Annotated in this window: 14 protein-coding genes; 6 read left to right on the forward strand and 8 right to left on the reverse strand. The window is 40.9% G+C overall.

All coding sequences use genetic code 11. The features are described 5' to 3' along the window. Positions 1 to 88 precede the first annotated feature (88 nt). Together RM368_RS25080 and RM368_RS25085 are read right to left on the reverse strand one after the other, a co-directional pair. Positions 89 to 262: a hypothetical protein gene (locus RM368_RS25080; protein WP_322696545.1), complete on the reverse strand. Its 174-nt coding sequence runs from the start codon at positions 260 to 262 to the stop codon at positions 89 to 91. Positions 263 to 506: 244 nt separating this feature from the next. Further along, a complete protein-coding gene (locus tag RM368_RS25085; protein WP_322696546.1) occupies positions 507 to 1,238 on the reverse strand; it encodes an SDR family oxidoreductase in 732 nt (243 codons plus the stop codon). A 208-nt stretch (positions 1,239 to 1,446) separates the two neighbouring features. Between RM368_RS25085 and RM368_RS25090 the strand changes: the two genes are divergently transcribed. Next, positions 1,447 to 2,412, forward strand: coding sequence for an AraC family transcriptional regulator (locus RM368_RS25090; RefSeq protein WP_322696547.1), 966 nt, complete (start codon positions 1,447 to 1,449; stop codon positions 2,410 to 2,412). Between the two features lie 36 nt (positions 2,413 to 2,448). Here RM368_RS25090 and RM368_RS25095 read toward each other — a convergent pair whose 3' ends face one another. Next, entirely contained in the window at positions 2,449 to 3,132 is a 684-nt protein-coding gene (locus tag RM368_RS25095) for an HAD-IA family hydrolase (RefSeq protein ID WP_322696548.1), read from the reverse strand. A 236-nt stretch (positions 3,133 to 3,368) separates the two neighbouring features. On the opposite strand from RM368_RS25095, the gene RM368_RS25100 reads away from it, so the two are divergent. Further along, a complete protein-coding gene (locus RM368_RS25100; RefSeq protein WP_322691127.1) occupies positions 3,369 to 4,142 on the forward strand; it encodes a glucosamine-6-phosphate deaminase in 774 nt (257 codons plus the stop codon). A gap of 276 nt (positions 4,143 to 4,418) precedes the next feature. Here RM368_RS25100 and RM368_RS25105 read toward each other — a convergent pair whose 3' ends face one another. Next, a complete protein-coding gene (locus RM368_RS25105) occupies positions 4,419 to 4,733 on the reverse strand; it encodes a hypothetical protein (protein ID WP_322696549.1) in 315 nt (104 codons plus the stop codon). Between the two features lie 365 nt (positions 4,734 to 5,098). Between RM368_RS25105 and RM368_RS25110 the strand changes: the two genes are divergently transcribed. After that, positions 5,099 to 6,181, forward strand: a complete 1,083-nt coding sequence (locus tag RM368_RS25110) for a class I fructose-bisphosphate aldolase (RefSeq protein WP_322696550.1) — start codon at positions 5,099 to 5,101, stop codon at positions 6,179 to 6,181. A 133-nt stretch (positions 6,182 to 6,314) separates the two neighbouring features. Here RM368_RS25110 and RM368_RS25115 read toward each other — a convergent pair whose 3' ends face one another. Then, complete coding sequence (locus RM368_RS25115) at positions 6,315 to 6,983, reverse strand: ribonuclease T2 family protein (RefSeq protein WP_322696551.1); 669 nt, start codon at positions 6,981 to 6,983, stop codon at positions 6,315 to 6,317. A gap of 313 nt (positions 6,984 to 7,296) precedes the next feature. On the opposite strand from RM368_RS25115, the gene RM368_RS25120 reads away from it, so the two are divergent. After that, complete coding sequence (locus tag RM368_RS25120; protein ID WP_322696552.1) at positions 7,297 to 8,463, forward strand: pyridoxal phosphate-dependent aminotransferase; 1,167 nt, start codon at positions 7,297 to 7,299, stop codon at positions 8,461 to 8,463. Positions 8,464 to 8,721: 258 nt separating this feature from the next. Here RM368_RS25120 and RM368_RS25125 read toward each other — a convergent pair whose 3' ends face one another. The 3 genes from RM368_RS25125 to RM368_RS25135 all read right to left on the reverse strand — a co-directional run bounded on the left by RM368_RS25125 (position 8,722) and on the right by RM368_RS25135 (position 11,217). After that, positions 8,722 to 8,979: a hypothetical protein gene (locus RM368_RS25125; RefSeq protein WP_322696553.1), complete on the reverse strand. Its 258-nt coding sequence runs from the start codon at positions 8,977 to 8,979 to the stop codon at positions 8,722 to 8,724. A 336-nt stretch (positions 8,980 to 9,315) separates the two neighbouring features. Then, entirely contained in the window at positions 9,316 to 9,882 is a 567-nt protein-coding gene (locus RM368_RS25130) for a Uma2 family endonuclease (RefSeq protein WP_322696554.1), read from the reverse strand. Between the two features lie 147 nt (positions 9,883 to 10,029). Then, positions 10,030 to 11,217, reverse strand: a complete 1,188-nt coding sequence (locus RM368_RS25135) for a tetratricopeptide repeat protein (protein ID WP_322696555.1) — start codon at positions 11,215 to 11,217, stop codon at positions 10,030 to 10,032. A gap of 390 nt (positions 11,218 to 11,607) precedes the next feature. Between RM368_RS25135 and RM368_RS25140 the strand changes: the two genes are divergently transcribed. Continuing rightward, the gene (locus RM368_RS25140; protein ID WP_322696556.1) at positions 11,608 to 12,870 is read left to right on the forward strand and encodes a proton extrusion protein PcxA; all 1,263 of its coding nucleotides are present in this window, start codon (positions 11,608 to 11,610) and stop codon (positions 12,868 to 12,870) included. Positions 12,871 to 13,040: 170 nt separating this feature from the next. Further along, positions 13,041 to 13,517, forward strand: a complete 477-nt coding sequence (locus RM368_RS25145; protein WP_322696557.1) for a hypothetical protein — start codon at positions 13,041 to 13,043, stop codon at positions 13,515 to 13,517. Positions 13,518 to 13,795 lie beyond the last annotated feature (278 nt).

Consider the following 13,795-nt stretch of genomic DNA (forward strand, 5'->3'; position numbering starts at 1 on the left):
GCTCGTAGTAAGACTTTAGTCCTTAGTTTATAAGCAGCAAATTGCTTACTACAAACTCTCTAGTACTTTGCTCACACTGTCGATCGCATTAGCGTTCGCTGTCTAACATCTGCATTTGATGTTCATCATAACGAGTGCCTGCGATCGCAGATGCGGGAATTGCTGCTTCAATGCGGGTTAAGTCTTCCGGGGATAGATTCACATCCAGAGCCACCAACGATTCGGAAGTTGGATGCGCTTGCGTGCGCCGATGACTTACCATAGAAATCGCCAGTATCCAGTAATGTAATCCTGCGATCGAGAGCTTTGGATAGTTGCAATGCTTTCGTTTTCGTCTGCTGCGCCGTACATACTAGACATACCCATACATCCGAAAACTAGGGGAAAAATAGTTAGACCATTAGAACCAAGTTAGCGAGGTTGAATTTTATTTTGGGTAGTCATATAGCGGTTCTCAGTTGTTTTACTCCTAGCTTAGGTTGAAAATTCTTCGCATCTTTGCGTAACTATACGCTGCCTGTAGGACGCACGATAATCTCATTCACATCAACGTCATCCGGTTGTTCGATTGCAAAGGCGATCGCTCTGGCGATCGCTTCAGCCGGAAGCGCAATCTTGCGGAATTCCTGCATACCTTTGACAGCTTCGGCGTCAGTAATGCTATCGGCCAGTTCTGACTCCGTTACGCCCGGTGAAATAACTGTAACGCGAATGTCAGTATTTTCCTGACGCAGCCCCTCGGAAATTGCCAACACCGCGAACTTAGTTGCTGAGTAAACGGCGCAGGTTGGCCAGACAGCGTGTCCGCCGATGGAGGACAGGTTGACGAACTGGCCAAATCCTTGGCGTTTCATCAGCGGTAGCCCAGCAGCAATGCCATTGAGTACGCCACGGATGTTCACGTCAATCATTCTGTCCCATTCATCAACTTTCAGCGCTTCTAGCTTCGAGAGCGGCATAACGCCTGCATTGTTGACGATGACATCAATGCGGCCAAATTTGCTCTGAGCAAATTCTACAAAGGCTTGGAAGTCGGCGCGATCGGTAACATCAAGGGTCTGATACTCCGCCGAGCCTCCCTCAGCGCGGATTGTAGCCACGAGGGTTTCTAGCCGTTCCGTGCGTCGTGCGCCCAGGATGACGTGGATGTTCTTACGAGCGAGTAGACGTGCTGTTGCCTCACCGATACCGCTGCTTGCGCCCGTAATCAGTACGACTTTCTGTTGATTGGTAGTCATAAAACCGGATCTCCAGGTTGTTGTATTCTCTAGCACACTCTTAATCTAAGAGAGTCAAAGCTTGATGCGGTAATCTGAACCTACGAAATTCTTGCCTAATCCTGCATTTTTTTTCATTGTCGCTCGTAAAAAGATAAGCTAATCTAAGCGGCTAAATAGATTGTTGCTGCCCTGAATGTTAGTTTCATAAAGGATTTTAAACGACATTATGGAACAGACTGTTAGAAAGCAGCAGTCCGAGCTAGCTGCTCTGATTGCACAAAACAGTAATGGAGATGGTGTTCATCCCACAGCGATCGAGCGGTTATTCCTGATCCGTTCCTTACAACCTACTGCGCCTCTCCATGCCCTGCATGAGCCTGCCCTGTGCATCGTTGCTCAGGGCAAGAAACAGGTAATGTTGGCAGACAATCTGTATGTTTATGGTCAAGACCAATATTTGGTGGTGTCCATCGATCTGCCTGTTGTCGGTCAAGTGATTGAAGCAACGCCAAGCGTTCCGTATCTGTGTCTTCGGCTCGATTTAGATATGGGAGAACTCAGCACACTGATGATGGAGGCAAAACTAGACGCTCCAGCGAACGAACCACTGGAACCGGGCTTGTCTATTAATCCTGTTAGTCCGCAACTGCTTGATGCTGCAATCCGACTTGTACGATTGTTGGAAACGCCTGAAGATATTGCCATCCTTGCACCTTTGATTGTCCGAGAAATTCTCTACCGTTTGTTATCTGGCGAACACAGTGCTAGATTGCGACAGATTGCTTTAGTCGATAAACAATTCCAAGCAATTAGCAGAGCGATCAACTGGCTGAAATGGAACTACGAAAAACCATTTCGGATCGATACGATCGCTCGTGAAGCGCGCATGAGTCCCTCGTCGCTTCATCATCACTTTAAGTCTGTCACCACCATGAGTCCTTTGCAATATCAAAAACAACTTCGGCTTCAACAAGCCCGTCGTCTGATGCTGGGGCAAGGTATGGATGCGGCAACAGCTAGTCATTATGTGGGTTATGAAAGCCCCTCACAGTTCAGCCGTGAATACAGTCGCTTGTTCGGCGCACCACCGTTGCGTGATATGGCTCGGTTAAAAAGTGGAGTTTTTGGGGATGGGGAGAAATCAATTCAAAATTCAAAATTCAAAATTAAAGAATTTCTGCCTGGTTGTTGAGCGTAGTCGAAACACTGCCTCCTTTGCCCCATGTCCTCAATTAGAAGCGATCGCACTTAAATCTGGCTCGATGAGTGAGTTTAGCAATGTCCACAACTGCAAATCAGTAAAGTCTGGAATTGCCATAAATGCACCGACTGACTGCAAAATTTGCGGATCGTGGGTGGAGGCGATGCCAATGGTGCGGATATCTGCGCCCACTGCGGAACGAATACCAGAGGGAGAGTCTTCTAAAGCGATCGCTTCTTCTGCTGTAATCCCCAATTTATTCAGGGCAACTTGGTAGGGCACAGGATCGGGTTTACCTGCAATACAATCATCCGCTAAAACAACTGTATGAAAAGCTTCTTTTATCCCCAAAACCTCTAGCATAAATTCTGCATTTAATCTAGGAGCATTAGTTACTAATGCTCGTTTTAATTGATGTGTTTCTGTCCATGCTAGTAGTTCAGAAAATCCATTTAGCGGTTTGAGATGTGGGGCGAGTTTGCGGAAGAACGCTTCTTTTTCGTCTGCAAATTGTTGCCCTTCTGCTGCTGATAATTGTGGCAGAATGTCTTTAACAATTTCTGGATTTAGCCTTCCACTAATTCGGGATTTATATAATGTTTCATCTATTTCTATGCTGTAATTTAACAGCATTTCCCGCCAAGCTCGGTAGTGTATAGGATCGGTATTGACAATAGTGCCGTCTAGGTCAAAGAGAATTGCAGCCAGCATGATTTTTGGGTAAAATGTAAATAATTGTTAACTTAATTTAAATAGTTTACATTGTTTTTTGCCTTTAGTGATTGTTCCTTTGTTAATACGGGGATTGGGGACTGGAGAAAAAAATTTCAAGAGTCACAAATTACTTTGCTAAATCCTAAAATCTATACTGGATAGGGCATATAAGGATAGACAGGTAAAACCTCTGGGCAACCTGCCGTATAATTGATAACCTTCTTCATAAGCAAATGGTAGCCGCCACAAACTTTTTTCGCGTTGACGATTTATTAGTGCAGATTTACAACTCTGAAGTCGAAATGGCCGAGGATGTTGCTGAAATCGTGCAAAAGTATTTACAGCAAGTTCTTAATCTTCAGGATACAGCTGCTGTATTGTTAGCTACAGGTAACTCCCAACTCAAATTTCTTGATGCTTTGATTGCATTGGGTGGTGTAGATTGGTCACGGATTATTCTGTTCCATCTAGATGAATATTTGGGAATTACTGCCGATCATTCTGCTAGTTTTCGGCGTTATATGCGAGAACGTGTAGAGAATCGGATTAATCCTAAGCAATTTCATTATATAGAAGGTGATACATTACAACCAGTAGCAGAGTGCGATCGCTACACTAAATTATTGCAAGCACAACCGATTGACTTATGCTGTCTTGGTGTTGGCGAAAATGGACATTTAGCTTTTAACGATCCGGCTGTAGCAAATTTTCAAGATCCTTACAGCGTGAAACTGGTCAAACTGGATACTGTGAACCGTCAGCAACAAGTAAGTACAGGTCACTTTCCGAATTTAGAAAATGTTCCACAGTATGCTTTTACTGTCACCATCCCAACAATTTGTTCGGCTAAAAAAATTATCTGTCTTGCTCCAGAAAAACGTAAAGCGAATGTGGTAAAAGATATGCTGCAAAGCTATATCGGCACAGACTGTCCAGCTTCTATTCTTCGTCAACAACCACAAGCGACGTTGTTTTTAGATGTTAATTCTGCTAGTAGACTAGAATAAATTTAAACTTATTAACACCTAAATATTCCAAGTTAATTATTGCAGCGATCGCTGGAATTGCATAAGGTAGTACTCTGCCAACCCAAAAATGCGCTTGTAGAGGTTGGGGAAAGGTTAAAGGGGAAAGGGAAAGGGAAAGTCTCCCCTCCCCGCTTGCGGGGAGGGGTTGGGGGTGGGGTACAATGACTGTGAGAATCATAACTATTTATCCGGACATGATATTATTCGTCGCTGGTTTATTTGAATCATGTCTGATAAGTTAATTTCTGACAAATATTACTTGTGCTGCCGTAATTGCTCTACTATATATTCTTCTAGTTCTTGTTTTTCTCTGTTACTAGCATTTCGTTGATAAGTTCTTCCAGTTTCTTGAATAAACCTACGTTTCTCGCTGGGAGAAGATTTAAGTTTACCTCCAGTTCCTTGCAGCTTTTGCTGTAATTCTTCCCAAGTTTTTTCACCCACACTTTCACCTAGTTTGATCAGTGCCTTTGGGAGTAACATTTTTGCTTCTCTTTGAAAATCTTCTTCTGTCTCAAGGGAAGCTAAATCTATATTGCTAAAGTCGATATCGATTTGAAACTTATTCATACAATTGTATTTATTTTGTTCAAAATTATTACCCAAATCCGGGAAAGATGGGTTTTCAATTTTCAGTTACGATCGCAAGATAGTATAATTGTACTGTTTGATGTTGGTAACTGAAGTTGAAAATATCAATTCCGAAAGTTGATTTAATACTTCCGGTAGTATAGCCTTACTTATTCATTCATCACAAGATTCTCGGCTTATTGAAACAAGTGGGAAATCTCAGCCTTTTGGTTTTCATTTATAAAAGAAGATTGCTATATATTCAAAAAGAATACACATAACTAATGACCGTACAACCAAGTTAGCAATATTAGAAATGCTATCTTAAAAACAAGGTCATTTGCTCAGTTTTTGAGGATAATACTATGACTACAACGCTCAAAGAGCCTAATTTTATTGAATCATTGCTAGGTAAAGAGGCTGAAGACCTGCTTACTTACAAAGCAAAAGTTTCTCGTGATTTAATACATTTACCGGGCCCAGACTTTGTAGATCGCATCTGGCTCAACAGCGATCGCAATCCTCAAGTATTGCGTAATCTCCACTTACTTTACTCTACTGGCCGTCTGGCAAATACAGGTTATCTATCGATTTTACCAGTAGACCAAGGGATTGAACACTCAGCTGGTGCGTCTTTTGCGCCCAATCCGATTTACTTTGACCCAGAAAATATTGTCAAGTTAGCGATCGCCGCAGATTGCAATGCTGTTGCTACTACTTTGGGAACATTAGGGATTGTATCACGGAAATATGCCCACAAAATCCCCTTTATTGCCAAAATCAACCACAACGAATTGCTGACTTTCCCCAATCAATTTGACCAGGTATTGTTTGCGGATGTAGAACAAGCTTGGAATTTAGGGGCGGCTGCCGTAGGTGCGACAATTTACTTTGGTTCCGAGAATTCTACCAGACAAATTCAGGAAATCAGCAAAGCCTTTAAACGCGCCCATGAATTAGGCTTGGCGACTATTCTCTGGTGCTATCTGCGGAATAATGCCTTTAAACAAGATAAAGATTACCACCTTGCAGCCGACCTCACCGGACAAGCGAATCATTTGGGTGTAACCATTGAAGCCGACATTATCAAACAAAAGTTACCCGAAAATAACAATGGTTACGGTGCAATTGCCAAAGCCACTGGTAAGAGTTACGGCAAAACCGACGAGCGGGTTTACACAGAGTTGACAACCGATCACCCAATTGATTTAACTCGTTACCAAGTACTAAATTGCTACTCTGGGCGTGTCGGGTTGATTAATTCTGGTGGCGCGACTGGTAAAAATGACTTCGCCGAAGCAATACGCACCGCCGTAATCAACAAACGCGCTGGTGGTTCAGGATTAATTTCTGGGCGAAAAACCTTCCAACGTCCCTTTGAGGAAGGTGTAAAACTGTTTCACAACATTCAAGATGTTTATTTGTCGCCAGATGTGACGATCGCTTAGGGAGCGGGGAGTGGGGAGTGGGGGAGCAGAGGAGCAGGGGAGCAAGAAAGAAGTTGCAGTAAGTCTTTCCCCTCTGCCCCTCTGCCTCTTCCCCATTCCCAATGCCCCATTGCCAATGCCCAATGCCCCATTGTTATCTAACATTTCTCAATAAGAAATCTGGCTGGCCACAACTTTTTTGCGATCGCTTCAAAATTTCGGCGCTACAAATACCAGGTTCGCCGTTTTTGGAATAACAAAAGAAGACTTCTTGCAAAAATCTTCCCGAACCAGAACAAAAAGGTGCTATACCATCAGCAGTAATTTGATTATTCGCACTCACAAATGAATTTTTAAAATTTGTAATTGTGGTACGCACGGGTTTATTAGGGCGATTATAAGCTGCGGGAATAGCGATCGCATCTTTTAACTTTTTACTCAATCCCAAATATTCCGCAGGAGTTTTCCCCGAACAAGTACCATGTTTTTCCCATTCATGATCGTAAAGTTTATTACTAGGATACAAATTGGGAAATTGCCACTTTACTTGCGATGGTAATTTTTCTGTGGAACAATTAGCAGGATAACCAGCTTGGTACTGCGGCCACAAACCATGTAGTACAAAACCAAGTTTCCTTCCAGAACCGCACTGCTGCTGGTCACGGCTACCATTTGCCGCACAATAATCTGGCGACCAAGAGAGTGTCAGTACATAAAAATCAAATTTACCCGGAGTACCACGATTTTGAGCAATGGCAGCATTAGGTATAAAAAGACTACTAATTAACAGAGAAGATGCAATTAAAATTTTCTTGATCTGCATAAAAACAACTAGTTCACCTAAGAGTAAAGTTATACATAATACATGGTTAAGAGTCAATAATCAAACCGCTTTGCAAAGTCATTTGTCATTTGTCATTGGGCGTTAGGAGTGCTGAGTGCTGAGTGCTGAGTTAGGAGTTAGTTAAGAGTTAGGAGTTAGGAGTTTTGTTTATCTCCTTGTCCCCTTGTCCCCTCATCTCCCCTGCTCCCCTGCTCTCCAATCCCGGATTCTCAACGAATTCAGAAAAAGCAAATCTTGGTAGGGATTCTGGGATATCCTTAGATAAGTGAAAGATTTGCCAAAAATAGTAAGAATGAAGCTGGCAGCAAGAGTAAGTCAGGTAACACCTTCATTAACCTTAGCGATCGCAGCCAAGGCTAAGGCACTGAAGGCGGAAGGAATAGATGTTTGTAGTTTTAGCGCTGGAGAACCAGATTTTGATACCCCAGCGCATATTAAAGCCGCAGCAGTCAAAGCTTTGGAAGAAGGTAAAACCAAATATGGTGCAGCAGCCGGAGAACCAAAGTTAAGGGAAGCGATCGCCCACAAGCTTAAAATTGATAACGGTCTTGATTACAAGTCTGAGAATGTCATCGTCACCAATGGCGGTAAGCATTCTCTGTACAACTTAATCGTGGCGCTAATCGATCCAGGTGATGAGGTAATTATCCCTGCACCCTACTGGCTAAGTTATCCCGAAATGGTGACTTTGGTCGGTGGAGTCCCGGTGATTGTCCCTACAGATGCGACGACGGGTTATAAAATTACTCCCGAACAACTCCGTAAAGCAATCGCGCCGAAGACAAAGTTATTTATCCTCAACTCTCCATCTAATCCCACTGGGATGGTTTACACGCCAGATGAAATCAAAGCACTGGCGCAGGTAATAGTTGATGCAGATATCTTTGTCGTCTCTGATGAGATTTACGAAAAGATTCTCTACGACGGTGCAGAACATATCAGCATCGGTTCTTTGGGTCAGGAAATTTGTGACCGGACTTTGATTAGTAATGGGTTTGCGAAAGCTTATTCTATGACTGGCTGGAGACTTGGTTATTTAGCGGGGCCTGTGGAAATCGTTAAAGCAGCCAGTACCATCCAAGGACATAGTACATCTAACGTGTGTACCTTTGCCCAATATGGTGCGATCGCAGCCCTACAAAGTTCTCAAGATTGTGTCGAAGAAATGCGTCAAGCCTTCGCCAAGCGGCGACAGGTAATGCTAGACAGACTCAACGCCATTCCCGGATTGAGTACTGCAAAACCAGATGGCGCTTTTTATCTGTTCCCTGATATCAGCAAAACCGGTCTAAAATCCCTAGAATTTTGTGACGCTTTGTTGGAAGAACATCAAGTTGCTGTCATTCCCGGAATTGCTTTTGGCGCTGATGACAACATTCGCCTTTCCTACGCCACAGATATGGCGACGATTGAAAAGGGAATGGATAGATTAGAGAAATTTGTCAAGTCGCGTATTTAGTCGGTTGTCATTTGTCAGTTGTCACTTGTACTGAGCGAAGTCGAAGTATTTGTCATTTGTGAGGAGCATTTCTCTACTCTTCAACTTTTTAACTCCACCTTTTCGACTCAGAACTGGTGGAGTTCATTTTTAAACCTCAAGTTTCGTGTTCCGAAGTTCAAGTTTCGTGTTCTGAGGTTCAAGTTCCGAGTTCCGAAGCTCAAGTTTCGTGTTCCGAAGTTCAAGTTCCGAGTTCCGAAGTCCAAGTTCCAGGGGTTTTTAGTAAAACATTGCTTGTTTCATTGGCTCTATGTCAGCTAAAAACAACTCGCGGGATTCAAGATAATATAAGATTGCTTCAATAGGATCTCGTGTTTCGGTTGGGTAATGCCTTTGCTCGTATGCTTTCACAAGCGCAGTTAAAACTTCCAAGCGGTCAAACTCTGGTGTATTTAGTTCTGCATCAAACAATCTTTCAATTTCATCAAGTGCAGCACGATAATCAGCTTCGGTGTGGATAAGATGGGTTTCAAGCATAGGTATTACTTCCTCAGATACTTATTGCATCTACGTTGTCATATTCTTTAAAGAATTATGCCCGTGAAGGCAATTATGCTGCCAACATCCCGAATACGAATAAAATATACGAAATAACTTTATTTCTTCATTGATAAAATAATGAAAAGTTTGATACTGCCAAAAGTTTTGATTTTAACTTTTGGGTTGGTATTTTTAGATTAGGTAACAATCGGGGAGAACTAGGGGAGGTAAGTTTTGAGACTATAAGTCAATACAGTTAACTTAACTGTATTGAACTATACTTCAGTCTGATGTTTTGTGTTTCCAGCTTAAAGTTTTTGAAGTTCCGCATATTCACACAAACAACCGCGCTACAGTGCAAACAAAATTTGGTAACAGAGGTGAAGAGAGGTCATCTGTTGCGAATAATGTTGCTACTAATTTCAGTACTGCTTTTTCTCGGCGATACACTTCAACCTGTTGTAATTGCCAGTTTAAAATCCAATATTCTTGAACTCCTCTAGAAGCATATAATTTTAGCTTAACTTCGCGATCGCGTCGCTCGTTTTGGACTCCAGGGGAAAGTACTTCTACAATCAGTTCTGGCGCTCCCGTTAAATGTCCTTCTTGGTCAAGTAAACTGGCAAGGCGTTCTTTACTTACCCAAACCACATCGGGAATAACATTATCTGCATCACTAAAAATAATTCCTGGTGTTGGCACAGCTTCACCAAGACCTGATGAGAGTGACCAACTTCTTAATTCTCCACAAATATTTGCTGTGGCTTTTTGATGTCCCCAATGCGGTGCCCTAGTCACAAATAATTCCCCATCGATAATTTCATAGCGATTACCGTTATCTGGCAATAACTCTAAGTCTGCACTTGTCCAACGTATCCGTTCATCAATGGTTTGGCTCATCGAAACCTCTCAAATATTGATATTAATATCCTAATGGCATTTGTCATTTGTCATTTGTTATTCTCCTCCGTACCTAATGCCCAATCCCCACTTGCCCTGAACGTTCGCGTAGCGTCTCGTAGAGAAGCCGAAGGGATGCCCAATGCCCTACATCAACTGCATCTCTTGCAATCCCTGGCGTAGTCTCTTCGCTTCTTCGGGATTATACCTTTCGTGAAGGGCGATCGCTTTTCTAAAAGCTACTAAACTATCTTGATGATTGCCAACTTTCAGCAACACTACCCCCAAATTTTGATATGCTTCGGCATAGTTGGGATTTAAGGTAATTGCATGTTGATAATATACGATCGCATCTGCAAATAAACCCAAAGCCTTAAATGTCATCGCCAAATTATAATGTCCAAAAACGAAAGTAGGATCGATTTTCAAAGCTGTGATATAAGCAGTTTTCGCACCGTTGAAATCTCCTGCTGCTTTGAGTAAGTTACCCAAGTTGTTGTATGCTCCTAGTTTGAGCATGGGATAAATTGGCAATTTGATGGCAGCTTGATAGTGAGAAATTGCTTGTGGGGATTTTTGCAAGCGACTGTAGGCAATGCCTAAATGATAGTGGAGTTCATATAAAATATCGTAGTTGTCTTCAGCAACGGTGATTCCATGTCTGAGCAAATCCATACCTTGAGAAATTTTCCCAGTTTGCACATACAACGCTCCTAATTTACTGCAAACATAGGGATCGTTGGGATGAGTTGCGAGAAACCCTTCCATCGCTGTAGCGGCTTTGGCATATTTGTTATTTTGAGCGATCGCACTTTTTTGATATCCTGTGTGTACAAGGGCAACCCCTGGTAAATAACCTATTTGCCAATGGGGTTCTTTGGTTAAAATTTCTGACACACTATCATCTACCAAGGCATGGTAAGGACGGTCAAAACGAATATCTGGATGATTGCGGAATAGCCTGGAAACCAGAGAATAGGGAGATTGTTCTGCACCAACTTCTTGGCGGACGAGGTTGATGAGCAAATATTCATCTGTTGCGATCGCCTGTCGCAACTGCGGTACAATTGCTGGAGTTAGAGTTTCATCAGCATCTAATACCAAAATCCAATCACCAGTGACATATTTGAGAGCTGCATTGCGGGCAGCACTGAAGTCATTACACCATTTAAAATGATGAACTTTTGCACCGAGTTGTTGGGCAATATTGGGAGTGCGATCGATTGAGCCTGTATCTAAGACTATCATTTCATCTACTACTTTTCTCACACTGCTCAGGCATTTAGGCAGTGTTGCTGCTTCGTTTTTCACAATCATGCATAGACTCAAACTCATAATTTAAAACTTGGGAGTGGGGAGTAGTGAATAGAAGGATAAGGGAAATGAAAAAGCAACATCTTTACTTGCTATTTCCTTTAACAGTGATAGACTCTGGATAATGGAAAATATGCTTTGATTGTGAAATGTTACAATCAAGGCTTTTGTATAGAGCAGAAATACTGACATTTAGTGTCAATAATGACAGTGTAATAGATAAACTGCCAATCTATGCCGATCCATCTGAGTTTACAGGTAATATAAAATTGCTAGCCTAGACGTAGCCTTTCCTAGACATCGCATCAGGGAGTATTACCTGAATCTGGATTGGACTAACTATTTAGCTGTATTACCCATTTTTTATGATTATATAACTATAATACACATTATCTAAAAGTCATATATGTAATGAAAAACTCACTTACCAGAACATTCCAAAAATATTTGCGATCGCTTAAGCGTTGGTTTTCAGATACGCCAGAAAGGGCACTTTTAGAAGCTTACCAAGCAGCTCAGAGAATTAAAAATGTTGAGAACGAACATTTTGATAGCAAAAAAATATCTTTACAATCAGTAAACTATACTGAAAATGTCATGTCTTATTGGCAAGTATATCTTAATAAGAATCTAACTATTATTAAAATCAGGCTTGCAGAATTTCAGCTTAGTCGGGGAATTATCAATATTTCTAATTCTGTTTTATTAGAAAAATTGAAGGTTATTGATGAAGTAGTAGAAAAATATGCTATCACAGATGAAATAATTAATAATACTTCCTTAGTGTCAACATATCAGCCTTTAAACATTAACGATCGCGAAATAAAAAAACAGCTAAATTTATCTAATGTAAACGATCCTCAAATTAACCCTCCAATTCAAAAACCTAGATTACCTAAGAGTTCTATCGGTAGAAGGATTAATAAAATTCAAGCAGATTTTGCACCGCAGACAGAAGAAGAATTTGTCAGGAATTATCGCCTTTCTAAAGGTAGAACAATAATTGCTCTGCGATTTTTGATAGTTCTAATTCTTGTACCGCTTTTAACTCAATATTTTTCTAAAGAATATATTGTAAGTCCAATATTAGAAAGAGTTAGAGGAGATAATGCAACTACAATATTCATCAATTCTGATATGGAAAAAGAAGCTCTCCATGAATTCCATAATTTTCAAACAGAATTGAGATTTGAATATTTTATTAATCAAGCACCAGCACTTTCTTCAGAGTTAACACAAGAAAAAATTAAAAGTAAAGCAATTGAAATCTCGGAAGAATTTAGCAGAAAAAGTAATAGTAGTATTAGTAATGTTTTTGCTGATTTAATATCACTATTTTCTTTTGGTATAGTTATCGCCATGAGCAAAAGAGAAATTGCGATCCTTAAGTCTTTTATGGATACCATTGTCTCTGGTCTGAGCGATAGTGCCAAGGCTTTTTTTATTATTCTGTTTACAGATATATTTGTCGGATTTCACTCACCAGATGGGTGGGAAGTCCTGCTTGCAGGATTGGCAGAACATTTAGGTCTACCACCCACTAGAAATGTAATCTTTTTCTTTATTGCTACATTTCCTGTGATTTTAAATACTATCTTTAAATATTGGATATTCCGCTATCTCAGTCGTTTATCTCCATCGGCATTAGCTACATTAAAAGAAATGGACGAATAGTTTTTCAGTAAGAATTCAGCACCCACGAGTCAGGAGTCAGAATTTATCAGTAATGTAGAATGATTGGTATTTTTCTCAGAAATCAATTAATTACAAATTACGAATTATTTTCACGCATTTGTCTTTTGATTCGCTAGGCTATGTATATCCTGGTTTTTCCGAAGTATACTATGGATTTTGAAAGCAAAGCTAATGCCTCAACTCCTACAGACAACATAGAGTTTGCTCAACCAACTACTACCCGTAAACCACTGGAATTGTTGCGAGATACTGAGGCTTTACTTCGTCGCCCAACTGTAGCGAAACTGTCGCCGATTTTGCCATCAAAATTGAGTAATAGAGTTCAAGCAGCTTCATCTTTGGCGGATGACTCCTTTAAGGAACTGGCAGAAATTGACCTAAATACTATTAGTGATTTTGAACTGCGTTCTGCACGAATTTTTATTGGCTTGAGCCTTGTTGGTTTTGGGGCACTGATGATATTGATGCTGCTGCTATACTTAAATACATTGCATCCAAAAACAAGTACAGTTGTACAAATTCGGCAATATTGGTATCAATATATTTGGTTTGTCTGTTTAGGTATCACAGGGATGTTTATCTTGGGACGTGAAGCAATGCGTCCTATGCCAAAGCGACGGAAGTAATTCATAACTAAGTTTTGTCATAGAGAGATGAGTGAAAAAGAATGTAGAGAGGTAGTAGTGCTAACTCTCTACAAGGTTTCTGGATAACACATAATGGTTAAAAAATCAGGATAAACTTTAGTGAATAAATATATCAATTATTCTAAATTCCCGATCAATTTTGACTCATGAATCTTGGGTACTGAATTTTTATACCAATTCAATTAATGATTGCAACACATCTTTATACCAATTCTTTATGAAGCTGCGCTAAATAAGGCTTCAAGGATAAAGTCGTA

The sequence above is a fragment of the Nostoc sp. DedSLP03 genome (genome assembly GCF_034530815.1).
In the GTDB taxonomy this organism is placed as follows: domain Bacteria; phylum Cyanobacteriota; class Cyanobacteriia; order Cyanobacteriales; family Nostocaceae; genus Nostoc.

Bases quoted from the DNA above. Each gene is read 5' to 3' on its own strand.
- RM368_RS25085 (WP_322696546.1), bottom strand. From the start codon at position 1,238: ATGACTACCAATCAACAGAAAGTCGTACTGATTACGGGCGCAAGCAGC.
- RM368_RS25095 (WP_322696548.1), bottom strand. From the start codon at position 3,132: ATGCTGGCTGCAATTCTCTTTGACCTAGACGGCACTATTGTCAATACC.
- RM368_RS25110 (WP_322696550.1), top strand. From the start codon at position 5,099: ATGACTACAACGCTCAAAGAGCCTAATTTTATTGAATCATTGCTAGGT.
- RM368_RS25140 (WP_322696556.1), top strand. From the start codon at position 11,608: ATGAAAAACTCACTTACCAGAACATTCCAAAAATATTTGCGATCGCTT.
- RM368_RS25145 (WP_322696557.1), top strand. From the start codon at position 13,041: ATGGATTTTGAAAGCAAAGCTAATGCCTCAACTCCTACAGACAACATA.
- RM368_RS25080 (WP_322696545.1), bottom strand. From the start codon at position 262: ATGGTAAGTCATCGGCGCACGCAAGCGCATCCAACTTCCGAATCGTTG.
- RM368_RS25115 (WP_322696551.1), bottom strand. From the start codon at position 6,983: ATGCAGATCAAGAAAATTTTAATTGCATCTTCTCTGTTAATTAGTAGT.
- RM368_RS25090 (WP_322696547.1), top strand. From the start codon at position 1,447: ATGGAACAGACTGTTAGAAAGCAGCAGTCCGAGCTAGCTGCTCTGATT.
- RM368_RS25135 (WP_322696555.1), bottom strand. From the start codon at position 11,217: ATGAGTTTGAGTCTATGCATGATTGTGAAAAACGAAGCAGCAACACTG.
- RM368_RS25100 (WP_322691127.1), top strand. From the start codon at position 3,369: ATGGTAGCCGCCACAAACTTTTTTCGCGTTGACGATTTATTAGTGCAG.
- RM368_RS25105 (WP_322696549.1), bottom strand. From the start codon at position 4,733: ATGAATAAGTTTCAAATCGATATCGACTTTAGCAATATAGATTTAGCT.
- RM368_RS25120 (WP_322696552.1), top strand. From the start codon at position 7,297: ATGAAGCTGGCAGCAAGAGTAAGTCAGGTAACACCTTCATTAACCTTA.
- RM368_RS25130 (WP_322696554.1), bottom strand. From the start codon at position 9,882: ATGAGCCAAACCATTGATGAACGGATACGTTGGACAAGTGCAGACTTA.
- RM368_RS25125 (WP_322696553.1), bottom strand. From the start codon at position 8,979: ATGCTTGAAACCCATCTTATCCACACCGAAGCTGATTATCGTGCTGCA.